Genomic DNA, 25323 nt, shown 5'->3' on the forward strand with positions numbered 1-25323 from the left:
CCCTTAAAATAATTTGCATACGATTTAATTGCAAGCGATTGACAAAGGCAAAAAGGGCTGCCATATTCATTTGCACACAAACAAATCGCACACAAACAAATAACGCAACACATAACAGGAGTACAAAATGACAACTTTCATCACCAAAGACGGAACAGGCATTTTTTACAAAGACTGGGGTTCAGGTCAGCCTATCCTCTTCGCTCACGGATGGCCGTTATCGTCTGATGCCTGGGACCAGCAAATGCTGTTTTTCAGCCAGAATGGTTTCCGGGTCATCGCGCATGACCGTCGCAGCCATGGGCGTTCAGACCAGACTTTCCACGGCAACAATATGGATCAGTATGCGGACGATCTCGCTGAGCTGATTGAGTCGCTGGATCTGAAGGATCTGATTTTAGTGGGTCACTCCACAGGGGGCGGCGAAGTTGCACATTATATCGGCCGTCATGGTACCTCACGCGTGGCTAAAGTCGTTCTGGTCGGCGCAGTCCCTCCTCTTATGCTCCGGACGGATGCCAATCCAGACGGTACTTCGATTGAGGTGTTTGATGCTATCCGCGAAGGCACGGCCAAAAACCGCTCACAGTTTTACTTTGACCTGACAATTCCGTTCTATGGCTTTAACCGTGACCATGTCCCCACCAATGACGGGTTACGGGAAAACTTCCGCAGAATTGGCCTGCAGGGCGGCATTAAAGGGCAATATGACTGCATCCATGAGTTCTCTGAAGTCGATTACACACGCGACCTGCAGCAGATTGATCGCCCTACGCTGATTATTCATGGCGACGATGACCAGATTGTCCCCATTAAGGCATCCGCACACCGCGCCGCTGAGATCGTTGCGAATGCGACGCTGACGATATATGCCGGCGGTTCACATGGACTGGCGGAGACAGAGGCCGATCGCTTTAACGCTGACGTACTGACCTTTATTCGCGGCTAACCAGGTGGCCTGTTTCAGACAGGCCACGATCCCCCCTACGCATACCCTTTAAACTGTATTGAAAAGAGGAATGATCATGTCCAAATTTGCTGCCTCCCTTGCCGTTGCCGCCGTTCTGCTGTCTGCCAGCGCAATCGCCGAAACCGCTAAGCCGACCGTTGTCCTGGTTCATGGTGCCTTTGCCGACTCTTCTAGCTGGAATGGCGTTACCCGGATCCTGCAAAAGGATGGATACAATGTCGTTGCTGCGGCGAATCCGCTGCGTAGTGTTTCGGGTGATGCGGCTTACGTCTCTTCTGTGGTGAACAACATTAAGGGGCCGGTCGTCCTTGTCGGGCATTCCTATGGTGGCCAGGTTATTACGAACGCGGCCCGTGATACAAACAATGTCAAATCGCTGGTTTATGTCGCCGCATTTGCTCCGGACGCGGGTGAAGCCGCGGCCGACCTGACAGGGAAATTCCCTGGCGGCACGCTTGGCCAGGCGCTTGCCACACCGGTGAAGCTGGCTGATGGTAGCGTCGATCTCTCCATCGATCGGGCGAAGTTCCACCAGCAATTCGCGCATGACGTTTCAGCTGAAGAGGCGGCGCTGATGGCCGCAGGGCAAAGACCGATTACCGAAGCGGCTTTAACTGAAAAATCGGGTGCGCCAGCCTGGAAAAAACTGCCCTCTTACTTCATTTACGGTGACGGCGACAAGAATATCCCCGCCCAGGGTTTGCGATTCATGGCTGAACGTGCGGGATCAAAACACACCGTTGTGATTAAAGGCGCATCCCATGTCGTGATGGTTTCACATCCACAGGATGTCGCCACACTTATCGAGGAAGCGGCGAAGTAAACATCACTCTCCCGCCCCGAAAGCCACCCCTCGCCTGAGGGGTGGCCATATCCGTAATGCCCAGGTTTTAATCCCGCGCAGAGTACAACGTATATTGGGTTCATCCTTCCCCCGACTCACCAAAACGTAGCGAAATATCCACGCCTTCAGTGACAATGTCCGGCAGCATAGGGGGGGGCAATGCGCAGGGTTCCACTCAGCGCATCACCATTATCTGCGGTCCGCCGCTGCAACGGCGCTCAAGCCTTCGTAGCTATCACCCATGAACTTTAACGACGACTTTCCCCTTTGCATGCCCGCGAGCCAGATAGGTGAAGGCGTCGCTCGTTTCGGCAAAGGGGTAAACCTTGTCGATTACGGGCTTGATGAGTTCAGCGTCCATGAGTTCACCGATTTGGCTGAGCTGGCTGCCATCAGGGCGAACAAAGAGAAACGAATAGGTCAAACCTCGCTTTTTTGACAGCCGCATGATTTTGCGGCTCATCAGCCCTAATACGAAACGCAGGAAAACATTAAGGTGTCGTTCCCGCGCGAAAGCAGCATCTAACGGCCCGATCAGGGAAATAATTTTCCCTCCCGGCTTAAGGATTTGCGTGGATTTCTCAATCGCGTCACCTCTGATAGTACCGAGGACAATATCGTAGCCGCTCAGCACTTTTTCGAATTCCTGCTTTCTATAGTCAACGACGTCATCTGCACCAAGGCGGCTCACCCAGTCAATGTTGGCTGTGCTGGTGGTCGTCCCAACCGTTGCACCAAAGTGTTTCGCCAGCTGAATAGCAAAACTGCCGATTCCACCGGATCCGGCAGGGATAAATACTTTCTGCCCCGCTCGCAGCATCGCGCGTTCTGTCAGCGCTTGCCAGGAGGTGAGACTGACCATAGGAAGTGACGCGGCCTGTACGAAATCCAGACTGGCGGGTTTTAACGCCGCAAGGCTTTCTGGCACCCGGACAAATTCGGCCAGCGACCCCGTTCCCCTGTCAAAAATACTGGCGAAAATCTCGTCGCCTGTCTTGAATCGCGTCACGCGACGTCCTGTGGCAACGACAACGCCGGACACATCACTGCCCAAGGTCGCGGGGAGACTGAAATGCAGAACGCGTGTGAACATGCCGGTCGGGATCATGTTATCGATTGGGTTCAGACCTACTGCATACACTTTGACCAGAATTTCATCATCACCGGGGGACGGAAAATCGACGTCATCGATCCCCAGTCCCGGGGATTTACCATAGCGTTTAAACGTAAACGCTTTCATCGTCTTCTTATTCATTTGTCTTTTACTCTGCCGGGTTTGCCTGTGGCATGTTTCTTAACAACGCTGTTGCTGAGTGAAAAAACGATACTCAGTCCTATGCCGAATCCCCCCTGACTACACTTTGTAGCGCTCTGCCACGTTAGCCTGGTTGATGTCCGCCAGCAGAGCCTGACGCGTCCTCTCCAGGTCATCCCAGTGGGCAGCGTGTTGTAAAGGAGGGATGGTGACGAGTTCGCGACGGTCAAAGCCCGCCAGGGCTGCGTCAACTAACTGATCCACTTCCATCATCTCGGGCGCCTTACTGATATCAATACCGGCACGTTCCCAGATTTCGGTGTAAGTGCCGGCCGGAAGTACCGCCTGGACGTAAACGCCTGCGGAGGACAGCTCAAGATGCAATCCCTGCGACAAGAAAAGCACAAAGGCTTTGGTTGCACCGTAAATCGACATGGCAAATTCCGGGGCAAGCCCAACGACTGAACTGATATTGACGATCGCACCTTCTCCGGCGTTGACAAACCTTGGTGCCGCGGCACTGGCAAGTCTCGTCAGCGCGGTGACATTCAGGGCGATAAGACGCTCAATTGCCTCGGACGTCTGGCCGATAAAATGGCCCGACTGTGCGATGCCGGCGTTATTGATCAGCACCCCTATTTTTTCGTCTTCACGAAGACGCGTTTCCACCGTCGCTAACTCCGCTGCCTGAGTGAGATCGGCAGGCAGGACATCTACAGAAACGCCCTTCTCCTGTCTCAGACGTTCGGCAAGTGCGTCTAATTTTGTTTTATCCCGGGCAACCAGAATCAGGTCATGTCCACGGCTTGCAAACCTTTCCGCATAAACAGCACCAATACCCGTCGATGCGCCTGTAATGAGAACTGAAGTTTTCGTCATGTGTGATCTTCTTTATCAAATGTTAAACAGAATCTGCACCGTTCGATGCAGGTAAATCCGGGAGATATCCGGCTCTCTTTGCTGATATCAGCCAGACTGACAGAGCGTGCCTTTCTCTGCGAAGCGCTGACGGAGACACGAATTTAATGATGATGATCATAATCTATAAAGTCAACTGGTTTGATTATGATCATCATCAATGTATAATTGAGCCTTGTTTTATAGGGGGTGGGCAGCATGAAAGTGTCAAAAGAGCAGGTCCGGGAGAACCGGATGCGCATAGTTGAAACGGCATCCGAACTTTTTCGTGAACGCGGCTATGACGGCGTGGGCGTGGCGGAGCTGATGTCTGCTGCGGGTTTAACCCACGGCGGATTTTATAAGCACTTTGGTTCGAAGGCCGACCTGATGTCAGAGGCCATGAATTGCGGGTTTGTGCATGCCGCTGAAAACCTGGCGGGTGTAGATCGAGACAAATTCATTGAATATTACCTCTCCCGGCAGCATCGCGATGATATGGCCGGAGGTTGCGTGATGTCTGCCCTAGGCACGGACACCGCACGCCAGTCCGAGTCCATCAAAGAGATATTTGCAGCCGGGGTTGAACGTCAGCTGGCAATGTTAAGCGACGAAAATGTCTCACGTGCTGACCTGATAAACACCTTTGCACATCTTGTCGGGGCTCTGGTGTTGTCCCGTGCCTGCCCGGATAATTCCGCGCTGGCTGACGAAATTCTGGATGTCTGCCGCTCTCGCATTCTGAGTAAGGCTCCGCGAAAGGAATGAATATTTTGCAGCCGGGGGTGTGATTGCCGGGAAATAACCGGAAGATTTAATGACGGAGGTCATAAAAAATGACGCTATCCCGGAGAGTAGGTTTGGAGAGGTTTTAGAGTAAGCCAAAAAGTTATATATTCCGGCCCGTTAAATCCAAATACACCTTCTGAGTTCAGAGGCTTACTCATGTCATGGCAATACTTCAAACAGACTTATTTAGTTAAGTTCTGGTCACCTGTTCCGGCCGTTATCGCGGCAGGCATTCTCTCTACTTATTATTTCGGCATTACCGGTACCTTCTGGGCCGTGACCGGCGAGTTTACCCGCTGGGGTGGTCAACTTCTGCAACTCGCTGGCGTGCATGCCGAAGAGTGGGGCTACTTTAAACTCATTCACCTGGACGGTACTCCGCTTACCCGCATCGACGGAATGATGATCATCGGGATGTTCGGCGGCTGTTTCGCGGCGGCGCTGTGGGCAAATAACGTCAAGTTGCGCATGCCCAAAAGCCGCATCCGCATTATGCAGGCGGTCGTCGGCGGGATTATTGCCGGATTTGGTGCTCGCCTGGCGATGGGCTGTAACCTTGCCGCGTTCTTCACGGGTATTCCGCAATTTTCACTGCATGCCTGGTTCTTTGCCGTCGCCACCGCGATTGGCTCTTACTTCGGTGCAAAATTCACCCTGCTGCCGCTGTTCCGTATTCCGGTAAAAATGACCAAAGTTAGCGCGGCGTCACCGCTGACCCAGAAGCCGGACCAGGCGAAACGCCGTTTTCGCCTCGGTATGCTGGTCTTTTTTGCCATGATCGCGTGGGCAATCTGCACAGCGCTGAATCAACCGAAACTCGGCCTGGCGATGCTGTTTGGCGTAGGGTTTGGTCTGCTGATTGAACGCGCGCAGATCTGCTTTACCTCTGCGTTTCGCGATATGTGGATCACCGGACGAACCATGATGGCAAAAGCGATCATTGCCGGTATGGCGGTGAGTGCCATCGGCATTTTCAGCTATGTACAACTCGGTGTTGAACCGAAAATCATGTGGGCCGGTCCTAACGCGGTGATTGGTGGCCTGCTGTTTGGCTTCGGAATTGTGCTGGCAGGCGGGTGTGAAACCGGCTGGATGTATCGCGCCGTCGAAGGCCAGGTGCATTACTGGTGGGTCGGCCTTGGTAATGTCATTGGTTCAACCATTCTGGCGTACTACTGGGATGATGTCTCACCTGTACTCGCAACAAACTGGGATAAGGTCAATCTGTTGAGCACCTTCGGTCCGCTCGGCGGCCTGCTGGTAACCTATGCCTTGCTGCTGGTCGCTTTTTTACTGGTTGTCGCGCAGGAGAAACGTTTCTTCCGTCGCACCACCGCTAAACCTGAAACGCAGGAGAACGCTGCATGAAAGAGATCGTGCCTGACTATCGACTGGATATGATCGGCGAACCCTGCCCTTATCCGGCAGTGGCTACCCTTGAAGCGCTACCGCAGCTCAAAAAAGGGGAAATTCTGGAGGTGGTGAGCGACTGCCCGCAATCCATTAACAACATTCCTCTGGATGCTAAAAACCATGGCTACACGGTGCTGGATATTCAGCAGGACGGGCCAACAATCCGCTATTTGATTCAAAAATGAACGTTCAGGCCTCGTCAGAGGCCTTTATCGCATTGAATTATAAGACCTCTTGATCGAGGGCAAAGCCGCCGCATCTGACTTAAGTAAAATCTCATATCCATTTTGAAGGAGGTTTTCGCAGTTTGATGTATTTACGAGCTTTACTGGTTTTCGCCTTATTGATTCCCTTTCACGTGCTGCCCCTGAATTTCTCTTCAACCTTCCTGCGCCTTCACTGTCCGGAAAGAGGACTTGTCGAGGTTATTCTGCACGTTTACGACCATACGCAGGAACGGTGGCGCGGCCAGTTTGAAACCGGCGCAGGGCACAAGCGCGCGGGTGACACCGAAATGATCCCGTTTGCTAATGGCGATATTCTTTTCCATTCGGTGTCCAGCGACGCATTTAGCTATTTATATGATGGGGAAACGAAACTCAGGCACTGCGTAAAAATTGACGAGCGGCCGGTTTATCCGTCGTTTTGAAGGCTGCAAAAGCAAACTGGCCACCTGGTGGCCAGTTTGAGGGGGATTAGAAGCGATAACCTGCAGAGAACATAAACACCCACGGATCGAGGCGAGTATTGATACTTTGCTGCTCACCGCCCGCTTTAAAGCGTACGTCCGTATCAATATCCATGTACCAGACCGAGGCGTTAATCAGCCAGTCGCGGTTAATCAGATAATCCAGACCGACCTGCCCCGCCATACCCCATGAATCTTTAAGGCTGAGGTCCGTCAGACCGGCCGCTTTACCGGTATCGTTAAACTTCTCATCAAAGAAGGTGGTGTAGTTTACACCGGCGCCAATATACGGACGCACCTTGCTGCTGGCATCGCCAAAGTACCATTGCGCCATCAGCGTTGGCGGTAAATGGTGAACGGTGGCGATATCACCGGTCGGGCCGAGACCCACGCGATGGCGGAACGGCGTTGCCGCCAGAAGCTCGACACCAATGTTATCCGTCGCCATATAAGTAAACGTTAAGCCTAACTGGGTGTTATTACTGACGTTAAAACCGCCCATACCCAGCACGTTATCAGAGCCCTCTGTTGGGCGAACCGTGGCCGAACCGGCACGAATAAAGAATTCACCTGCTTCGTGCGCATACGCGCCGCCAGAGAGACTGCTTAATACAAGGGCTGCCACCGCTAATTTTTTCATATCCGCTCCATCGTTGTGGTTTTAATAGCGGGTGAGAATATACTCACAAAAGAGTAATAAGTGATCTGCCACAGATCACATTAAAACCAGTAAGTTAACATTCATTGATCTGGGTTAATTTTTTGTGGCACTTTGAAAAACATTAAGTTGTTTCCATGTCAATTTTTGGCATTTCACAGTTACAAAATTTTCTCTTTTCCCCCTCTTGCTCTTGCTCAGGCGGCTGGCTAATTTATCGCTCTCACAAATTGATTTGATGCGTTCTTTTTTGCAGGTGTGCCATGAGTGAAGTTAACCCGTGCATGACGTGCGGAGCCTGTTGTGCGTATTTTCGAGTCTCTTTCTACTGGGCCGAGGCCATCGATGGCGGCGGTACCGTTCCGGTTCATCTCACTGAGCCGTTAACCCCTTTTCTGCGCTGTATGCGCGGCACGAACCAAAAACAGGCTCGCTGCGTCGCGCTACAGGGTGAACCCGGGGTCTCAACCCGGTGTTCCATCTATGAGGATCGCCCCAGCCCCTGCCGGGAATTTGCTATGTCAGGGGAAGACGGGCAGGTCAACGACGCCTGTAATCGCGCCCGCGCACGGGTCGGATTACCGCCGCTTTACAAAGATATGCTTTTCCATACAAGCCTTGATGCTGCCACAGCAGGTGCATCCGGTGTACAATTGCCGGCTAATTAACACCTGCAATACTCAAGGAGAGTGCATGTCTATCACGGCGAAGTCTGTCTACCGTGACACGGGAAACTTTTTCCGCAATCAGTTCATAACTTTTTTACTGATCGCGTTGCTTTGCGCCTTTATCACTGTGGTGCTGGGCCATGCCTTCTCACCGAGTGATGAACAGATTGCCAGCCTGAGCCAGGGTGACAATCTGGCAGGAAGCGTCGGGTTGTTTGAACTGGTGCAAAACATGACGCCAGAGCAGCAGCAAATCCTGCTGCGGGCTTCAGCCGCATCGACGTTCTCTGGTCTCATTGGTAATGCGATTCTGGCGGGCGGCGTTCTCCTGATGATTCAGCTGGTGTCAGCGGGCCATCGGGTCAGTGCCTTACGCGCGATTGGCGCCAGTGCCCCCGTGTTGCCTAAGCTGTTTATCCTGATCTTCTTAACCACCCTGCTGGTGCAGATGGGGATTATGCTGGTCGTGGTGCCGGGCGTGTTGCTGGCTATCGTGCTCTCTTTTGCCCCGATCATGATCGTGCAGGACAAAATGGGGATTTTTACCGCAATGCGCAGCAGCATCAGGCTCGCATGGGCGAATATGCGCCTGGTGGCCCCTGCCGTGATCGGCTGGCTGCTTGCGAAAACGCTTCTGCTCCTGTTTGCGCCAAATTTTGCGGTTTTAACGCCTAATGTTGGCGCGGTAGTCGCGAATACGCTGAGCAACCTGATTTCAGCGGTACTGCTGGTCTATCTGTTCCGCCTGTATATGTTAATTCGTCAGTAATCCTGATGCCGGGAGCATGACCCGCTTCCCGGCTCAACAGAGAAGATGGAATCACAGAATGAAGCAGTTTCTTGATTTTTTACCGCTCGTGGTCTTTTTCGCGTTTTATAAGCTGTATGACATCTATGCTGCGACCACTGCGCTGATTATCGCGACCGCGGTTGTGCTGTTCTACAGCTGGGTACGTTACCGTAAAGTCGAAAAAATGGCGCTGGTCACGTTCGTGCTGGTCGCTGTTTTCGGCGGGCTGACCCTGTTCTTCCACAATGATGAATTCATCAAGTGGAAAGTCACGGTGATATACGCGCTGTTTGCAGGCGCATTGTTAATCAGCCAGTGGGTTATGAAAAAACCGCTTATCCAGCGCATGCTGGGTAAAGAGCTGACGCTGCCGCAGCAGGTCTGGTCCCGACTGAATATTGCCTGGGCGGTGTTCTTTATTCTTTGCGGTCTTGCCAATATCTACATTGCCTTCTGGTTGCCGCAGAACATTTGGGTCAACTTTAAGGTCTTCGGCCTGACAGCCCTGACGCTGATTTTCACCCTGCTCAGCGGCGTTTACATCTATCGCCATATGCCGCAGGACGATAAGCACTAACTGCTGGTTGACCAGAACGTGTTCGACAGGCGTTCTGGTCTATTCTCTCCGCTGTGAAATCATAGTAGCATCCCGCCTGAAGTCTTCCGTTACGGGTTAAAACAATGACAACAACTAACGCCCCTCAGGGCGAACTGGTTTTACGCACACTGGCAATGCCCGCTGACACTAATGCCAATGGCGATATTTTTGGCGGCTGGCTGATGTCGCAAATGGATATGGGCGGCGCAATTCTGGCAAAAGAGATAGCTCATGGACGCGTGGTAACCGTGAGGGTCGATGGAATGACCTTCCTGCGCCCGGTAGCGGTAGGTGACGTGGTGTGCTGTTACGCGCGCTGCGTCAAGCGCGGCAATACCTCCATCTCTATCAACATTGAAGTCTGGGTGAAGAAGGTCTCTTCAGAACCGATTGGACAGCGCTATAAAGCTACTGAAGCACTGTTTATTTATGTGGCAGTGGATAGCGAGGGTAAACCTCGTCAGCTTCCACAGGCCTGATTATCTGACAAAAAAGCCTCCATCCGGAGGCTTTTTTTATTCCATCTGCGCCCCGCCGTTCAGGCGAAAGACAATGTTCACGATCAATCCGCTACCCGGTTTACCGGCTTCGTAGCGCCATCTGCGCATCGCCGATTTCACTTCGCGTTCAAACATATTAGAAGGCTGAGCGGACAAGATTTGCACGTTATCAACGCGGCCATCTGCGGTAACGTCAAATTTCACCCGTACGCGACCTTCAATACGTAAAGCCTGCGCTCGCGCCGGATACTGAGGCTGGTTTCGGCTCAGTGCTCGTGGGCCCGCTGGCGCGGCAACCGTTGGTTTTGGTGCCGGTGCGGAGTTGTTCATCACCGGACGTGAAGGTGCTGTATTCTCAACCGTCTGGGTCGCGCGTGGCTCAACCGGACGTTCTTCGCGTTTCGGACGCTCCTCGACCTTCTTAACCGGTTTTGGCTTCGGCTTAGGTTTGGGCTTCGGTTCAGGTTTATGGATCACCACCGGGGCTTCCTTCGGTGGCGCCGGAACAGGTTCGGGTTCTGGCTCCGGTTCAGCAACCGGCTGTGGCGGTGGCGGCGCGACCTGCGGCGGCTCGAGATCCGCTGGCGATACCATGGTCACCGAAATCGGCTGCGCGGGTGCGGGCATTTCAATAACCTGATGAACCGAGGTATAGAGCAAACCCGCCACGACAGCACCGTGAATCACGACGGAGAGCAGCGTCGGCCAGGGAAAGCGGCGAGGTAAATCAAGGGTCATCGAAGTCATAGTCATCAACGTTAAAAAATCGAACCCTGATTTTAAATGCAAATAGCAATCATATTCAATAAGACACTTTGTTCTGGCGCAATTTAAGCGTCAATGTGGCCAAAAAAGGGGCATTCAGATCAGGGTATTAACATTGTTTTTATCTTTACATTGCAGTCAGTTGCCCTTTCACATAACGTAACTGACACTTTAAAACGCTTAAGGAGCTTCACCGTGCTTTACGTGATTTACTCTGAAGATGTCGCTGATTCACTTGAGAAACGCCAGTCTGTCCGCCCTGCTCACCTGGCACGCTTACAGCTGCTACAGGATGAAGGTCGTTTGCTGACCGCTGGCCCAATGCCTGCTGTCGACAGCAACGACCCGGGTGCAGCCGGTTTTTCGGGCTCCACGGTTATTGCAGAGTTTGAATCTCTGGAAGCGGCGCAGGCCTGGGCTGACGCAGACCCGTACGTTGCGGCGGGCGTGTATGCGAAGGTAACGGTGCGACCGTATAAGAAAGTGTTCTGATATAATAAAGGCTCCCTCAGGAGCCTTTCTTCACATCAATGCAGTGACGCTAACCGCGCCGCAAATCCGACAAACAGCAGCCCTATCAGCCCGTTCCCCAGCTTTGCCAGTTTCTTTTTGGTTTTTAGATAACGCGTGACAAACGCACCGGAGAAGATCAGGAAGCTCATGTACATAAAGCTAATCAACTCAAGCGTGGTGGCGAGGATCAGGAAAGAGGTCCCGGTATTTTGTGCATTCACGTCAATAAACTGCACAAAGAACGAAACGTAGAACAGAATCGCTTTTGGATTCGTCAGGCTCAGTACCAGGGCGCGTTTCATGATCATACTGGCAGGTTCAGTTCCGCTCTCATGAGCGTGATTCTGACGGTTAATCACCGACCAGAGCATTTTGCCGCCCAGCCAGAGTAAATAGAAAGCACCCAGATAGCGTACGATATTAAACAGTACTGGCGTGGTCTGGATTAAAGCCGCGACGCCTGCCCAGGCGAGAAACATCAGAACCGCATCGCCGATAAACACACCTGTAGCGGCAAGATATCCTTTTTTAACGCCGTGACCGATCCCGGTCTTCAGCACAAACAGGGTATTCGGGCCCGGCACCAGCACAATAAAAAATGCGCCAACAACATACGTCCAGAAATTCAGTACGCCAAACTCCGCAAACACCTCTCCCTCCTTTTGCTAAACATCACCGGAATATCGCAGCAATAACGATATTCTCTAAATAAGACACTATAAAATCAGCGGGCACCTTGCGGTGCCCTCAGGGTTTTCAGATATCCTGGACGGCGAACAGCAACGCGTTGCGGTGCCTGTTCAATCCACATTTTCTGATGGCGTGGATACGCATATTGCGGCGGGATTGTGCTTCCAGCCAACGAGCCTTACGACGACTCACCTGTCGCAACATGCGCCAGCGCCCTACTTCTGTTCTACTGCGCTTCATGTCTACAACTCTTTCTCAAACAGAGCCGCCATTATAAACCCAACCCGGCAGCAAACCAGCGCTTTTACCTGGCGTTTTTATTTGCCAGATGAATCCTGATGCGTACACTCATAACAATACGCTTTCAAAAGGATTTTTTAACCATGACAACCTTCTACACCGTGGTGAGTTGGCTGGTCATTTTGGGATACTGGCTGTTAATCGCGGGTGTGACATTACGCATCCTGATGAAGCGCAGAGCCGTACCCTCTGCCATGGCCTGGCTTCTGATCATTTACATCCTCCCGCTGGTGGGAATTATTGCCTATCTCTCTTTCGGTGAGCTTCATCTGGGTAAACGCCGGGCCGAGCGGGCGCGTGCCATGTGGCCTTCCACCGCGAAGTGGCTTAACGATCTTAAAGCCTGCAAACATATCTTTGCCGAGGAGAATAGCAGCGTAGCCTCCTCGCTGTTTAAGCTCTGCGAACGGCGTCAGGGGATTGGCGGCGTTAAGGGGAACCAGCTCCAGCTTCTGACCTCCTCCGATGACGTGATGCAGGCGTTGATCCGCGATATCCAGCTTGCTCGCCATAACATTGAGATGGTGTTCTATATCTGGCAGCCCGGCGGCATGGCCGACCAGGTCGCTGAATCCCTGATGGCGGCCGCGCGTCGGGGGATCCACTGCCGTCTGATGCTGGACTCCGCAGGTAGCGTGGCGTTTTTCCGCAGCCCCTGGGCTGGCATGATGCGTAATGCCGGTATCGAAGTGGTTGAGGCGTTAAAGGTAAATCTCCTGCGCGTCTTTCTGCGCCGGATGGACCTACGCCAGCACCGTAAAATGATCATGATTGATAATTATATTGCCTACACCGGCAGTATGAACATGGTTGACCCGCGCTTCTTTAAACAGGACTCCGGCGTCGGGCAATGGGTGGATCTGATGGCACGAATGGAGGGGCCGATTGCCACCTCGATGGGAATCGTGTACTCATGCGACTGGGAGATAGAGACCGGCAAGCGTATTCTGCCCCCACCGCCAGATGGCAACATCATGCCGTTTGAAGAGGCCAGCGGTCATACTATTCATACCATTGCCTCCGGGCCGGGATTCCCGGAGGACTTAATTCATCAGGCGCTGCTGACGGCTACCTACTCAGCGCGTGAATATTTGATCATGACGACGCCCTACTTCGTCCCCAGCGATGACCTGCTGCACGCGATCTGTACCGCAGCGCAGCGCGGTGTCGATGTGAGTATCATTTTGCCCCGCAAAAATGACTCGCTTCTGGTGGGCTGGGCCAGCCGCGCCTTCTTTAGCGAACTGCTGGCCGCCGGGGTGAAAATATACCAGTTTGAAGGCGGGCTGCTGCACACCAAGAGCGTGCTTGTCGACGGCGAATTAAGCCTGGTGGGCACGGTAAACCTCGATATGCGCAGCCTGTGGCTGAACTTTGAAATCACCCTGGTGATTGATGACGCCGGATTTGGCGGTGACCTGGCGGCGGTGCAGGATGATTATATCTCCCGCTCGCGGCTGCTGGATGCCAGGCTGTGGGTAAAACGCCCGCTGTGGCAGAGAATAGCTGAACGACTGTTTTACTTCTTTAGTCCGTTGCTGTAAAACGTGCCCAACGATGTTAAACAGGTAGTCATCATGGAAATGGATCTGAACAATCGCCTGACCGAAGACGAAACGCTCGAGCAGGCCTATGACATTTTTCTCGAACTGGCGGTTGATAACCTCGATCCCGCGGACGTGATCCTCTTTAATCTGCAGTTCGAAGAGCGCGGCGGTGCCGAATTGTTCGACCCTGCAGAAGACTGGGCTGAACATGTGGATTTCGACCTGAATCCTGACTTCTTTGCCGAAGTGGTGATTGGGCTGGCTGACGAAGATGGTGGGGAAATTAACGACATTTTCGCTCGCGTCCTGCTCTGCCGGGAGAAAGACCACAAGCTGTGCCACATTCTCTGGCGCGAATAATAAAAAAGGCTGCGATGGCAGCCTTTTTTATTTACTTCGGTAACTCGCTCCCACAGCGGTTGCAAAACCGCGCGCTCTGCTCATGCTCGCCCTGATGACAGCGCGGACATTTACGCTGCGCTTTGTGGCTTTGAAATGCACTGCTCATGTGCGTGGTAATTAACCCCGTCGGGATAGCAATCACCGAATACCCAATCAGAATGAGCACGGATGCCACTATGCGCCCCAGCGGCGTATGGGGTGTGATATCACCGTACCCCACGGTCGTCACGGTCACGATGGCCCAGTAGACGGAGGCGTTGAGCGTTGTGAAGCCGTATTTGGGCCCTTCTATCAAATACATCAGCGCGCCGAAAACAATCATCACAATGGCAATAAACGAGTAGAACAGAATAAGCTGATGTCGTGCGCTAACGATGGCACTCCAGAATACGCGCAGCGACGGCATAAAACGCAGCAATTTAAGAATTCGCAATACGCGAATCACGCGCATGGCGCGCCAGGCGAAAACATAGTTGAGACTGATTTCTGGCCATAGCCACATGACATAGAGCGGCAGGATGGTCGCTAAATCGATAAAACCCCAGAAGCTGAATACGTACTTTGCCGGATTGGGCCAGCAAACGACCCGCAGAATATACTCAGCGGTAAAGACCAGGGTGATCGCCAGTTCAAGCCAGACAAAGGCATGCCATTCATCAAAAGTCAGGTGATATTGTGTCCCGACACCGGATTCAATAAAGATGACAATGACGCTAAGTAACGCAAACAGCGCGCAGAGTCCCTCAAAACGGCGGCCCGATACCGTTTCTGGATCGAATAAAAGATGATAGAGCCGTCGACGGGCTGAAGTGAATAAACGCGACACGGTAACCTCGCAATAAATAAGGGCTGACATCATGTCAGCCCTTGCGATTATAACGGGTCTACTTTCAGGCAGGAAACCGCATGTCGGAAACTGCCTTCCAGAACCGGTCGTGTTTTCGCACATTCCGGCCCGGCCATCGGGCAGCGCGTACGGAACACGCAACCTGACGGCGGATTAATCGGTGAAGGCAATTCTCCTTCCAGAAGCTGGATCGTTTTATTTTTCTCCAGATCGGGATCGGGGATGGGTACTGCAGACATCAGTGCTTTGGTGTAAGGGTGCAGCGGATTGTGGTACACCTCATCATACGTGCCCAGCTCCACGGCATGACCCAGATACATCACCAGTACACGGTCAGAAATGTGTTTTACCACGGCCAGATCGTGCGCAATGAAGATCAGCGACAGCCCCATCTCGCGCTGCAGCTTCTGCAGCAGGTTAACCACCTGTGCCTGAATGGAAACGTCCAGCGCGGAAACCGGTTCATCACAGATAATCAGCTTCGGCTCAAGGATCAGCGCACGCGCAATACCAATTCGCTGACACTGACCGCCGGAGAATTCGTGCGGATAACGGTTAATGAGGTTAGGCAACAGCCCCACTTTCAGCATCATCGCCTTTACGCGGTCACGGACTTCCTGACGCGGCATCTTAGGATGATAGGTGCGCAGCGGCTCGGCAATAATCTCTCCGATGGTCATACGCGGGTTAAGTGATGCCAGCGGATCCTGGAAAATCATCTGGATGTCGCTTCGCACGTCGCGCCACTCGTCGGGCTTCATCCCCAGAAGGTCTTTACCCAGCCACGCCACTTTTCCGTCGGTAGCTTTGACCAGGCCGATTATGGCACGTGCGAAAGTGGATTTCCCACAGCCGGACTCGCCCACGACCCCCAGGGTCTCCCCCTCGTACAGACGCAGGGTGACGCCATCCACGGCTTTCAGGGTTTTCGGCGGCTGCCAGAACCACTGTTTACCATCCTTAATATCGAAATGCACCTTAAGGTCAGCGATTTCGAGCAGCACATTGCGTTTTTCATCTAATGCGTTCATACCAGCTCCTCCTGCGGCTTAAAGCAGGCGCGCAGACGGCCTGGTGCAAATGCTTCCAGCGGCGGTGCGCTGTTGCAGATTTCCATCGCATGCGGACAGCGCGGCTGGAACGGACAGCCTTTTGGCAGACGCAGCAGGTTTGGCGGGTTGCCCGGAATGGTGAGCAGGGATTCCCCTTCCGCATCAAGCCGCGGCACCGCGTTCAGCAGGCCAATGGAGTATGGATGGGCAGGCTGATAGAACACGTCCCGCGCTTTGCCGTATTCCATCGTACGACCGGCATACATCACCAGCACTTTGTCACAGATACCGGCAACAACACCCAGATCGTGGGTAATCATGATAATCGCCGTGTTGAACTCACGCTTAAGCTCGTTCAGCAGGGTCATGATTTGCGCCTGAACGGTAACATCCAGTGCGGTAGTCGGTTCATCGGCAATCAGCAGTTTTGGCCGACACAGTAGCGCCATAGCAATCATCACGCGCTGACGCATACCGCCGGAGAATTCGTGCGGGAACATGCGCATGCGCTTACGCGCTTCCGGCATTTTTACCGCATCCAGCATTTTGACGGATTCCTCAAACGCTTCCGCTTTCCCCAGACCTTTATGCAGCATCAGAACTTCCATCAGCTGCTCACCGACGCGCATATACGGGTTCAGCGAAGTCATCGGGTCCTGGAAAATCATCGAGATCTGCTCGGCACGCAGCTTGTTCAGCTCGTGCTCCGGCAGGTTGAGGATTTCGCGACCATTGAATTTTGCGGAACCGCCAATCACACCGTTAGATGCCAGCAGGCCCATCAACGCAAAGGCGGTCTGGGATTTTCCGGAGCCGGATTCACCGACAATCCCAAGCGTTTCACCCGCGCTCAGGTTGAAATTGAGATCGTTGACGGCGGTAACATCCCCGTCAGGGGTTTTAAAGGTCACACGGAGGTCTTTTACGTCCAGCAGAAGATTGCTCTGCTGTTGCGCCTGTGGCGCAGTGGCCGTTTCAATAATTGTCATGACGGCGCTCCTTAACGGTCTTTCGGGTCGAGGGCATCACGCAGGCCATCGCCGATAAAGTTGAAACAAAACAGTGTGACCACCAGGAAACCCGCCGGGTAGAGCAACAGCCACGGTGATACTTCCATCGAGTTTGCACCATCGCTCAACAGCGCGCCCCAGCTGCTCAGTGGTTCCTGCGTACCCAGCCCCAGGAAGCTGAGGAAGGATTCAAACAGGATCATGCTTGGCACCAGCAGTGAGGCATAGACCACAACCACCCCCAGCACGTTAGGAACAATATGGCGAACCACGATATTTCGGGTAGATACGCCACCAACCTGCGCGGCTTCGATAAATTCTTTACGTTTCAGGCTCAGCGTCTGGCCGCGTACGATACGCGCCATATCCAGCCAGGAAACCATCCCGATGGCCACGAAAATCAACAGAATGTTCTGGCCGAAGAAGGTCACCAGCAGAATGACGAAGAACATAAACGGGAAGGAGTTCAGGATTTCCAGCAAACGCATCATCACTGAGTCCACTTTGCCGCCAAGGTAGCCGGAAAGTGAGCCGTAGAGCGTACCCAGAATTACCGCCACCAGCGCGGCGGCGATACCGACCATCAACGAGATACGCCCCCCAATCGCGACGCGCACCAGCAGATCACGGCCGGATGAGTCGGTCCCGAAATAGTGACCGGATTCCATATCCGGCGCGCTGGACATCATGCCCCAGTCCGTATCGAAATAGGTAAATTGCGACAGCATCGGTGCCAGGGTCACAAACAGCGCGATGATCACCAGAACCACCAGACTGGCGACGGCGGCACGGTTGTGCATAAAGCGACGGCGTGCATCCTGCCAGAGACTACGACCTTCCACTTCCAGTTTTTCACTGAAGTTTTCCAGCGCCTCGCTGTTTTTCTTACTCAACATCATGGCGTGCTCCAGTTAGTAACGGATTTTCGGGTCGATGACGGCATACAGCACATCAACGATCGCGTTAAAGAGAATGGTGAGCGCACCAACGAGGATCGTCAGGCTCAGTACCAGCGAATAGTCGCGGTTGAGCGCGCCGTTAACGAACAGCTGACCAATGCCCGGCAGACCGTAGATAGTTTCGATAACCATCGAGCCCGTGATGATCCCAACGAATGCAGGCCCCATATAGGAGAGCACCGGCAGCAGCGCCGGTTTGAGCGCGTGGCGGAAGATAATCCGGCGCATCGGCAGCCCTTTCGCGCGCGCGGTGCGGATGAAGTTCGAATGCAGCACTTCGATCATAGAACCACGGGTGATACGCGCGATACTGGCGATATAGGCCAGAGATAATGCCACCATTGGCAAAATCATGAACTTCAGAGCCCCGCCGTTCCAGCCGCCGCCAGGCAGCCACTTCAGCGTAATGGCAAATATCATCACCAGTAATGGCGCGACAACGAAGCTGGGTATCACTACCCCGGTCATTGCCACCCCCATTACGGCATAATCCCATTTGGTATTTTGTCTGAGCGCGGCGATAACGCCTGCGGTAACCCCAAGAACGACGGCCAGAATGAATGCCGCAGCACCCAGTTTTGCCGAAACCGGGAAGCTGGAGGCCACCAGGTCGTTTACGGAATAGTCTTTATATTTAAATGACGGTCCAAAATCACCGTGCGCCAGCTGCTTCAAATAATTGAAGTATTGGGTAGTGATGGGATCGTTTAAGTGATACTTCGCCTCGATATTCGCCATAACTTCCGGCGGCAGCGTACGTTCACCGGTAAATGGACTTCCCGGTGCGAGACGCATCATAAAGAAGGAAATCGTAATTAGAATAAATAACGTTGGTATCGCTTCTAGACAGCGACGCAGGATAAATTTCAACATTGCCCGTACCTTCTGGCGTGTGCCTGATGAATGTTACAAAGTAGACACAGTGGGGCAAGCCAGGCTCACCCCACGTATTGCCATTAATGCTTGATAATATAAAGATTCTTAACGGAAATATTATCCAACGGGTCTTTACCGGTATAACCCCCTACCCACGGTTTCACCAGACGGGCGTTAACGTAGTAGTAGACCGGTACGATTGCAGAGTCTTTATCGAGCTGCTCTTCAGATTTCGCGTACAATTCTGCGCGTTGCGCATCGTCAGACACTTTCAGCGTATCAGCGATGATCTTGTCGAACGCCGGGCTCTTATAGTGCGCAGTGTTGTTTGAACTGTCGCTGAGCATCGTGTTCAGGAATGAGGTCGGTTCGTTATAGTCCGCACACCAGCCTGCACGCGCCACGTCGAAGGTCCCCTGATGACGCGTATCGAGGAAGGTTTTCCACTCCTGGTTTTCCAGCTTAACGTTGACGCCCAGGTTTTTCTTCCAGATAGACGCGACGGCGATAGCCAGTTTTTTATGCAGATCTGACGTGTTGTACAGCAGGTTAAACGTTAATGGCTTATCGGCAGTGTAGCCCGCTTCAGCCAGCAGCTTTTTCGCTTCTTCGTTACGTTTTTCCTGTGACCACTTGAACCATTCAGGCTCAACCAGTTTCATTCCATCGGTATAAGGAGGGGTGTAGCTATACGCCGGGAGATCGCCCTGGTTTTTCACTTTGTTCACGATAATATCGCGATCCAGTGCCAGCTTCAGCGCAGTACGAACGCGTACGTCGGTGAACGGTGCTTTCTGGTTGTTGATTTCGTAGTAATAGGTGCACAGGTATGGGTCGACGTGAACTTCTTTCGGGATCTCTTTCTTCAGCTTCTGGAACAGTTCAATCGGCATGTTGTTATAGGTCATGTCGATTTCACCGCTACGGTAGCGGTTAACATCCGTGACTTCAGAAGAGATTGGCAGGTAGGTGACCTGATTAATCACGGTCTTCGCGTTATCCCAGTATTGCGGATTACGCTCCAGGACCATACGTTCGTTGACCACCCAGTCTTTCAGCTTATAGGCGCCGTTGGTCACGATATTGGCAGGTTGCGTCCATTTTTCACCAAATTTTTCCACAGCGGATTTTGGTACCGGGGAAACGGATGGGTGAACCAGCAACTTATAGAAGTACGGAACAGGTTCGCTCAACGTCACTTCAAAGGTATTGGCATCGATCGCTTTCACGCCAAGGTCGGTGACCGGCTTTTTACCGGCGATGATGTCATCGATATTGGCGATGTGGCCATATTGCAGATAGCTCGCATACGGAGAGGCTGTATTTGGATTCGCCAGGCGCTGCCAGCTATACACGAAATCTTCGGCGGTAACCGGCGTACCGTCGGACCATTTGGCATCTTTACGCAGATGGAAGGTCCAGACTTTAAAATCTTTATTTTCCCACTTTTCTGCCACACCCGGTGCCGGGTGGCCGTCAACGTCAGTCACCAGCAGACCTTCGAACAGGTCACGGTTAACGTTTGACTCAGGAACACCTTCAATTTTGTGCGGGTCAAGAGACTGAACTTCCGCACCGTTGTTACGCACCAGCGTCTGTTTTTCCGCCAGTTGTACTCCTGCAGGAACGTCCGCAGCCATTGCAGCATTGCCCGCGATTAGCGCAGTTAAAATCCCCGCCGCTACCAGATTTTTTTTTGTGATGATGGACATTGTGTTGGTACTCCACTCATTATAATTACTGGCTTTCGCCAGCTGTCTATTCCCCTGTTGGGGCCTGTACAGCGCAGGAGTTTTTTTTGCTGCTGTCAGGTTCTTCTTTTACTACTTGCTATCACCGACTTTTTTATTACTGACTGCTCGTATGGCCGTCTTGCGTCGATTCTTCACAGGCCTCCCCTGTTTGAGACCTGAGCTGGATATCTGAGAAGAGAGCTATATGAAAATAATTCTCATCTGATTGTTTTATGCTGCAAAATAATAGGCCGGAAAGTATCAAATGGCGTAAACGCGCGCCAATACATTTTGCAAATTTGTTAAGCAATTCTCTTTTACGAAGTACTTCGTGTCGTTGGGGGCAGCCCTGCCAGACATCGAAAGCCGGTAAAAACACCGGGTATTCAATAAGGTAGAGAAAACTTCCTCTACTCGCGCGTCGCTGCGCTACTTTTGAGTGATTTTGTACAAAAATTTAACAATTGATCATTATTTAGCACATTCCTCTAAGGGAAAGTTGAAATTACTAATAACATTTCGGTTATCTCTCAGCAAGCCCCAGAGTATCGTGTGAGTAAAATAACAGAGCGTTAGAAGATTTTCTGTGCAGGCGGGATTGTGCGAAATTCATAACCCTTTGAAATAAAAGAGATGAACATTATTAGTAGAATTTATTATGATATGTGAGCATTTCAACTTTAGTTATATGATTTGCTGATATTCACGTAAAAAAACGGAGCCGTAGCTCCGTTCTTTCATTCGAAATATTAGTGTAGCAAGCCGGGGAAAATGCTTTTAATACCGGTGACAATGAATTCGATCCCTAACGCCATCAACAACAACCCCATGATACGGGTGATGACGTTAATCCCCGTCTGTCCCAGCAAGCGAACCAGCCAGGGCGCCATACGAAATACCCCCCAGCAGCAGAGCGCGAAAACAGCAATAGCGACAGAAAAACCAATCAGGTGCATGAGGCTATGGTAACGCGTACCCCAGACAATGGTTGAACTGATGGCACCGGGCCCTGCCATCAAGGGTAACGCCAGCGGAACCACGCCGATACTCTCGCGTATCGCGGTTTCTGACTTCTCCTGCTTGTTCTGTTTGTCCTCGCCCAGCTTACCGCTGATCATCGACATGGCGATCGTCACCACCAGGATCCCACCCGCAATGCGGAAGGAGTCGATGGAGATACCGAAGACCTGGAGAATGGCATCCCCTAGGAAAAGCGAGGTGAGCAAGATGATCGCCACAGACAGGTTAGCGGTGAGATTGGTTTTGTTCCGGGCCGCCGCCGTCTGGTAACTGGTCATACTAATAAAGACAGGAATGATACCCACCGGGTTAACCAGGGCAAACAAACCGATAAAAAATTTGAAATACGTTGGAAAATCAAAGAGCGTTTGGATCACGTTTTGCTCCGCCTTTGCACATGCCCGGGACTGACAACGTTGTCATGAAAAATCGCGCTGAAGATACGCTTTTTATTAGCATACTTCACCAGAAATCTGTGCCAAAACGTTAGCATTTCAGAATGTTAAACATATGTTGAATCATTGATGCCACCACTTCCAATAGTTACTTAATTAATTAACAGTGGAAAAATATCCATGAAATAACCCTGCTGAAAGGTATCAGCTTGGGGGGAAATTGACGCAGATCATGATTTCCGTACTCAGAAGTGAGTAATCTTGATTACGCCCCCAGGAAGGTCACCTGTCAAAAAGGGATGATGCTAAGGTAAGGCTCTTTTAGTAAATTAGTGCGCTGGAGCATAAAGTAACCCTTTGTTTTACTTTATGTAACGCAAGTCGTATTGGCACTGTCTATACTGTCTGACGTATCGAGCGCTGGTTTACTAAAAGAGTTTAAACATTATCAGGAGAGCATTATGGCTGTTACTAATATCGCTGAACTGAACGCCCTCGTCGAGCGCGTTAAAAAAGCCCAGCGTGAATATGCCAATTTCACCCAAGAACAGGTTGATAAAATCTTCCGCGCTGCCGCTCTGGCTGCTGCAGATGCTCGAATCCCTCTCGCTAAAATGGCCGTTGCCGAATCTGGCATGGGTATCGTTGAAGATAAAGTGATCAAAAACCACTTTGCTTCAGAGTATATCTACAACGCCTATAAAGATGAGAAAACCTGTGGCGTGCTGTCTGAAGACGACACCTTCGGCACGATCACCATCGCTGAACCTATCGGTATTATCTGCGGTATTGTTCCAACGACTAACCCAACTTCAACGGCTATCTTCAAATCTCTGATCAGCCTGAAGACGCGTAACGCAATTATCTTCTCTCCACATCCACGTGCAAAAGATGCGACCAACAAGGCAGCAGATATCGTTCTGCAGGCTGCGATTGCCGCAGGCGCACCAAAAGATCTGATTGGCTGGATCGACCAACCTTCCGTTGAGCTGTCCAACGCACTGATGCACCATCCTGACATTAACCTGATCCTGGCGACCGGTGGTCCTGGCATGGTTAAAGCTGCATACAGCTCCGGTAAACCTGCCATCGGTGTGGGCGCGGGTAACACCCCTGTTGTTATCGACGAAACTGCTGATATCAAACGTGCCGTTGCTTCCGTACTGATGTCTAAAACCTTCGATAACGGCGTTATCTGTGCATCTGAACAGTCTGTTGTTGTGGTTGATTCCGTATACGACGCAGTACGCGAGCGTTTCGCCAGCCACGGCGGCTACCTGCTGCAGGGTAAAGAGCTGAAAGCGGTTCAGGACATCATTCTGAAAAATGGCGCGCTGAACGCCGCTATCGTAGGTCAACCCGCCTATAAAATTGCTGAACTCGCAGGCTTTACCGTTCCGGCAACCACCAAGATCCTGATCGGTGAAGTAAAAGTTGTCGACGAAAGCGAGCCGTTTGCTCACGAAAAACTGTCTCCTACGCTTGCCATGTACCGTGCGAAAGATTTCGAAGACGCGGTAGAGAAAGCTGAGAAATTGGTTGCCATGGGCGGTATCGGTCACACCTCTTGCCTGTACACCGACCAGGATAACCAGCCTGAGCGTGTTGCTCACTTCGGTCAGATGATGAAAACTGCCCGTATCCTGATTAACACCCCTGCTTCTCAGGGTGGTATCGGTGACCTGTACAACTTCAAACTCGCACCTTCCCTGACTCTGGGTTGTGGTTCCTGGGGTGGTAACTCCATCTCTGAAAACGTTGGTCCGAAACACCTGATCAACAAGAAAACCGTTGCTAAGCGAGCTGAAAACATGTTGTGGCACAAACTTCCGAAATCTATCTACTTCCGCCGTGGCTCTCTGCCAATCGCGCTGGATGAAGTGATTACTGATGGCCACAAGCGTGCGCTCATCGTGACTGACCGTTTCCTGTTCAACAACGGCTACGCTGACCAGATCACCTCTGTTCTGAAAGCGTCTGGCGTTGAAACTGAAGTGTTCTTTGAAGTTGAAGCTGACCCAACACTGAGCGTGGTGCGTAAAGGTGCTGAACTGGCGAACTCCTTCAAACCAGATGTGATTATCGCTCTGGGTGGTGGTTCCCCAATGGATGCCGCGAAAATTATGTGGGTTATGTACGAACATCCAGAAACCCACTTCGAAGAACTGGCGCTGCGCTTTATGGACATCCGTAAACGTATCTACAAGTTCCCAAAAATGGGCGTGAAAGCGAAAATGATCGCCGTCACCACCACTTCCGGTACGGGTTCAGAAGTTACGCCATTTGCAGTAGTAACTGACGATGCAACCGGTCAGAAATACCCACTGGCTGACTACGCACTGACCCCAGATATGGCTATCGTTGATGCCAACCTGGTTATGGAAATGCCGAAATCACTGTGTGCCTTCGGTGGTCTGGATGCCGTGACTCACGCTCTGGAAGCTTACGTTTCTGTTCTGGCATCTGAGTTCTCTGACGGTCAGGCTCTGCAGGCACTGAAACTGCTGAAAGAAAACCTGCCAGCGTCTTACAACGAAGGTTCTAAGAACCCTGTAGCGCGCGAACGTGTCCACAGTGCAGCCACTATCGCCGGTATCGCGTTTGCGAACGCCTTCCTGGGTGTTTGCCACTCTATGGCGCACAAACTGGGTTCACAGTTCCACATTCCTCACGGTCTGGCGAACGCCCTGTTGATCAGCAACGTTATCCGTTATAACGCCAACGACAACCCAACCAAGCAGACGGCTTTCAGCCAGTACGACCGTCCGCAAGCGCGCCGTCGTTATGCTGAAATCGCTGACCACCTTGGTCTGAGCGCACCGGGCGACCGCACTGCTGCGAAGATTGAGAAACTGCTGGCATGGCTGGAAAGCCTGAAAGCTGAACTGGGTATTCCTAAATCTATCCGTGAAGCAGGCGTTCAGGAAGCTGACTTCCTCGCTCACGTAGACAAGCTGTCTGAAGATGCATTCGATGACCAGTGTACTGGTGCTAACCCGCGCTACCCACTGATCTCCGAGCTGAAACAGATTCTGCTGGATACCTACTACGGTCGTGAGTTCAAAGAAGGTGACGTTGCTGCTGTGAAAACAGAAGCACCTGTCATTAAAGCTGACAAGAAAGCGAAGAAAAGCGCTTAACTGA

27 protein-coding genes are annotated in these 25323 nt (G+C 52.1%); 13 read left to right on the forward strand and 14 right to left on the reverse strand.

The window, feature by feature from the left end:
* The first annotated feature begins 127 nt into the window (after positions 1-127).
* Together ACOTY9_RS03400 and ACOTY9_RS03405 are read left to right on the forward strand one after the other, a co-directional pair.
* Positions 128-949, forward strand: a complete 822-nt coding sequence (locus ACOTY9_RS03400; protein ID WP_348565460.1) for an alpha/beta hydrolase — start codon at positions 128-130, stop codon at positions 947-949.
* Between the two features lie 76 nt (positions 950-1025).
* On the forward strand, positions 1026-1793 hold the full coding sequence (locus tag ACOTY9_RS03405) for an alpha/beta fold hydrolase (RefSeq protein ID WP_088126671.1): 768 nt from the start codon (positions 1026-1028) through the stop codon (positions 1791-1793).
* Between the two features lie 256 nt (positions 1794-2049).
* Here ACOTY9_RS03405 and ACOTY9_RS03410 read toward each other — a convergent pair whose 3' ends face one another.
* Both ACOTY9_RS03410 and ACOTY9_RS03415 read right to left on the reverse strand, forming a co-directional pair.
* Positions 2050-3069 carry an NADP-dependent oxidoreductase gene (locus ACOTY9_RS03410; RefSeq protein WP_348565459.1) on the reverse strand — a complete coding sequence of 340 codons (1020 nt, stop codon included), beginning with the start codon at positions 3067-3069 and terminating at the stop codon, positions 2050-2052.
* Positions 3070-3168: 99 nt separating this feature from the next.
* Positions 3169-3948, reverse strand: coding sequence for an SDR family NAD(P)-dependent oxidoreductase (locus ACOTY9_RS03415; RefSeq protein WP_047027788.1), 780 nt, complete (start codon positions 3946-3948; stop codon positions 3169-3171).
* Between the two features lie 237 nt (positions 3949-4185).
* Between ACOTY9_RS03415 and ACOTY9_RS03420 the strand changes: the two genes are divergently transcribed.
* The 3 genes from ACOTY9_RS03420 (at position 4186) to yedF (ending at position 6353) form a co-directional block, all read left to right on the forward strand.
* The gene (locus ACOTY9_RS03420) at positions 4186-4734 is read left to right on the forward strand and encodes a TetR/AcrR family transcriptional regulator (RefSeq protein WP_045269027.1); all 549 of its coding nucleotides are present in this window, start codon (positions 4186-4188) and stop codon (positions 4732-4734) included.
* Positions 4735-4911: 177 nt separating this feature from the next.
* Positions 4912-6123, forward strand: coding sequence for a selenium metabolism membrane protein YedE/FdhT (yedE, locus tag ACOTY9_RS03425; RefSeq protein ID WP_023338394.1), 1212 nt, complete (start codon positions 4912-4914; stop codon positions 6121-6123).
* On the forward strand, positions 6120-6353 hold the full coding sequence (gene yedF, locus ACOTY9_RS03430) for a sulfurtransferase-like selenium metabolism protein YedF (RefSeq protein WP_014884113.1): 234 nt from the start codon (positions 6120-6122) through the stop codon (positions 6351-6353). The genes yedE and yedF overlap by 4 nt, the downstream gene beginning before the upstream one ends.
* A 194-nt stretch (positions 6354-6547) precedes the next feature.
* On the opposite strand, the gene ACOTY9_RS03435 is transcribed toward yedF, so the two are convergent.
* Both ACOTY9_RS03435 and ompW read right to left on the reverse strand, forming a co-directional pair.
* Positions 6548-6718: a hypothetical protein gene (locus ACOTY9_RS03435; RefSeq protein WP_154816846.1), complete on the reverse strand. Its 171-nt coding sequence runs from the start codon at positions 6716-6718 to the stop codon at positions 6548-6550.
* A gap of 145 nt (positions 6719-6863) precedes the next feature.
* Positions 6864-7496 carry an outer membrane protein OmpW gene (gene ompW / locus ACOTY9_RS03440; RefSeq protein WP_045269025.1) on the reverse strand — a complete coding sequence of 211 codons (633 nt, stop codon included), beginning with the start codon at positions 7494-7496 and terminating at the stop codon, positions 6864-6866.
* Between the two features lie 281 nt (positions 7497-7777).
* Here ompW and ACOTY9_RS03445 point away from each other — a divergent pair, with 281 nt between their 5' ends.
* The 4 genes from ACOTY9_RS03445 to yciA all read left to right on the forward strand — a co-directional run bounded on the left by ACOTY9_RS03445 (position 7778) and on the right by yciA (position 10049).
* Positions 7778-8182 carry a YkgJ family cysteine cluster protein gene (locus ACOTY9_RS03445; RefSeq protein WP_032636276.1) on the forward strand — a complete coding sequence of 135 codons (405 nt, stop codon included), beginning with the start codon at positions 7778-7780 and terminating at the stop codon, positions 8180-8182.
* 25 nt (positions 8183-8207) lie between these two features.
* Positions 8208-8951 carry a YciC family protein gene (locus tag ACOTY9_RS03450; protein WP_014884117.1) on the forward strand — a complete coding sequence of 248 codons (744 nt, stop codon included), beginning with the start codon at positions 8208-8210 and terminating at the stop codon, positions 8949-8951.
* Positions 8952-9009: 58 nt separating this feature from the next.
* Entirely contained in the window at positions 9010-9549 is a 540-nt protein-coding gene (locus ACOTY9_RS03455) for a septation protein A (protein ID WP_348565458.1), read from the forward strand.
* Between the two features lie 104 nt (positions 9550-9653).
* Positions 9654-10049 (forward strand): acyl-CoA thioester hydrolase YciA, encoded by a 396-nt coding sequence (gene yciA / locus ACOTY9_RS03460; RefSeq protein WP_008502796.1) that lies wholly within the window; start codon positions 9654-9656, stop codon positions 10047-10049.
* A 36-nt stretch (positions 10050-10085) separates the two neighbouring features.
* Here the strand turns inward: yciA and tonB are convergent, their stop codons facing one another.
* Positions 10086-10808, reverse strand: coding sequence for a TonB system transport protein TonB (tonB, locus tag ACOTY9_RS03465; protein ID WP_045135474.1), 723 nt, complete (start codon positions 10806-10808; stop codon positions 10086-10088).
* A gap of 222 nt (positions 10809-11030) precedes the next feature.
* Between tonB and ACOTY9_RS03470 the strand changes: the two genes are divergently transcribed.
* Positions 11031-11327, forward strand: coding sequence for a YciI family protein (locus ACOTY9_RS03470; protein ID WP_023330569.1), 297 nt, complete (start codon positions 11031-11033; stop codon positions 11325-11327).
* Positions 11328-11362: 35 nt separating this feature from the next.
* On the opposite strand, the gene leuE is transcribed toward ACOTY9_RS03470, so the two are convergent.
* Both leuE and ACOTY9_RS03480 read right to left on the reverse strand, forming a co-directional pair.
* Positions 11363-11998, reverse strand: a complete 636-nt coding sequence (gene leuE, locus ACOTY9_RS03475; RefSeq protein ID WP_014884157.1) for a leucine efflux protein LeuE — start codon at positions 11996-11998, stop codon at positions 11363-11365.
* 106 nt (positions 11999-12104) lie between these two features.
* Positions 12105-12278: a YciY family protein gene (locus ACOTY9_RS03480; RefSeq protein WP_017384232.1), complete on the reverse strand. Its 174-nt coding sequence runs from the start codon at positions 12276-12278 to the stop codon at positions 12105-12107.
* Positions 12279-12421: 143 nt separating this feature from the next.
* Here ACOTY9_RS03480 and cls point away from each other — a divergent pair, with 143 nt between their 5' ends.
* Positions 12422-13882 carry a cardiolipin synthase gene (gene cls / locus ACOTY9_RS03485; protein ID WP_008502791.1) on the forward strand — a complete coding sequence of 487 codons (1461 nt, stop codon included), beginning with the start codon at positions 12422-12424 and terminating at the stop codon, positions 13880-13882.
* 33 nt (positions 13883-13915) lie between these two features.
* Positions 13916-14245: an HI1450 family dsDNA-mimic protein gene (locus ACOTY9_RS03490; RefSeq protein WP_003856748.1), complete on the forward strand. Its 330-nt coding sequence runs from the start codon at positions 13916-13918 to the stop codon at positions 14243-14245.
* A gap of 31 nt (positions 14246-14276) precedes the next feature.
* Here the strand turns inward: ACOTY9_RS03490 and ACOTY9_RS03495 are convergent, their stop codons facing one another.
* The 7 genes from ACOTY9_RS03495 to ACOTY9_RS03525 all read right to left on the reverse strand — a co-directional run bounded on the left by ACOTY9_RS03495 (position 14277) and on the right by ACOTY9_RS03525 (position 22161).
* Positions 14277-15146, reverse strand: a complete 870-nt coding sequence (locus tag ACOTY9_RS03495; protein ID WP_023330571.1) for an ion transporter — start codon at positions 15144-15146, stop codon at positions 14277-14279.
* Between the two features lie 14 nt (positions 15147-15160).
* Positions 15161-16165 (reverse strand): murein tripeptide/oligopeptide ABC transporter ATP-binding protein OppF, encoded by a 1005-nt coding sequence (gene oppF, locus ACOTY9_RS03500; RefSeq protein ID WP_014884159.1) that lies wholly within the window; start codon positions 16163-16165, stop codon positions 15161-15163.
* Positions 16162-17175 (reverse strand): ABC transporter ATP-binding protein, encoded by a 1014-nt coding sequence (locus ACOTY9_RS03505; protein ID WP_014884160.1) that lies wholly within the window; start codon positions 17173-17175, stop codon positions 16162-16164. The genes oppF and ACOTY9_RS03505 overlap by 4 nt, the downstream gene beginning before the upstream one ends.
* 11 nt (positions 17176-17186) lie before the next feature.
* Entirely contained in the window at positions 17187-18095 is a 909-nt protein-coding gene (gene oppC, locus ACOTY9_RS03510; RefSeq protein WP_014884161.1) for an oligopeptide ABC transporter permease OppC, read from the reverse strand.
* A 12-nt stretch (positions 18096-18107) separates the two neighbouring features.
* On the reverse strand, positions 18108-19028 hold the full coding sequence (gene oppB / locus ACOTY9_RS03515) for an oligopeptide ABC transporter permease OppB (protein ID WP_014884162.1): 921 nt from the start codon (positions 19026-19028) through the stop codon (positions 18108-18110).
* Between the two features lie 83 nt (positions 19029-19111).
* On the reverse strand, positions 19112-20743 hold the full coding sequence (oppA, locus tag ACOTY9_RS03520; RefSeq protein ID WP_023330572.1) for an oligopeptide ABC transporter substrate-binding protein OppA: 1632 nt from the start codon (positions 20741-20743) through the stop codon (positions 19112-19114).
* A 770-nt stretch (positions 20744-21513) separates the two neighbouring features.
* Entirely contained in the window at positions 21514-22161 is a 648-nt protein-coding gene (locus ACOTY9_RS03525) for a YchE family NAAT transporter (RefSeq protein ID WP_014884164.1), read from the reverse strand.
* A gap of 479 nt (positions 22162-22640) precedes the next feature.
* Between ACOTY9_RS03525 and adhE the strand changes: the two genes are divergently transcribed.
* Positions 22641-25319 carry a bifunctional acetaldehyde-CoA/alcohol dehydrogenase gene (gene adhE / locus ACOTY9_RS03530; RefSeq protein ID WP_023330573.1) on the forward strand — a complete coding sequence of 893 codons (2679 nt, stop codon included), beginning with the start codon at positions 22641-22643 and terminating at the stop codon, positions 25317-25319.
* The last annotated feature ends 4 nt before the right edge of the window (positions 25320-25323 follow it).

The sequence above is a fragment of the Enterobacter cloacae complex sp. SHL012 genome (assembly GCF_049237505.1).
GTDB lineage: Bacteria > Pseudomonadota > Gammaproteobacteria > Enterobacterales > Enterobacteriaceae > Enterobacter > Enterobacter kobei.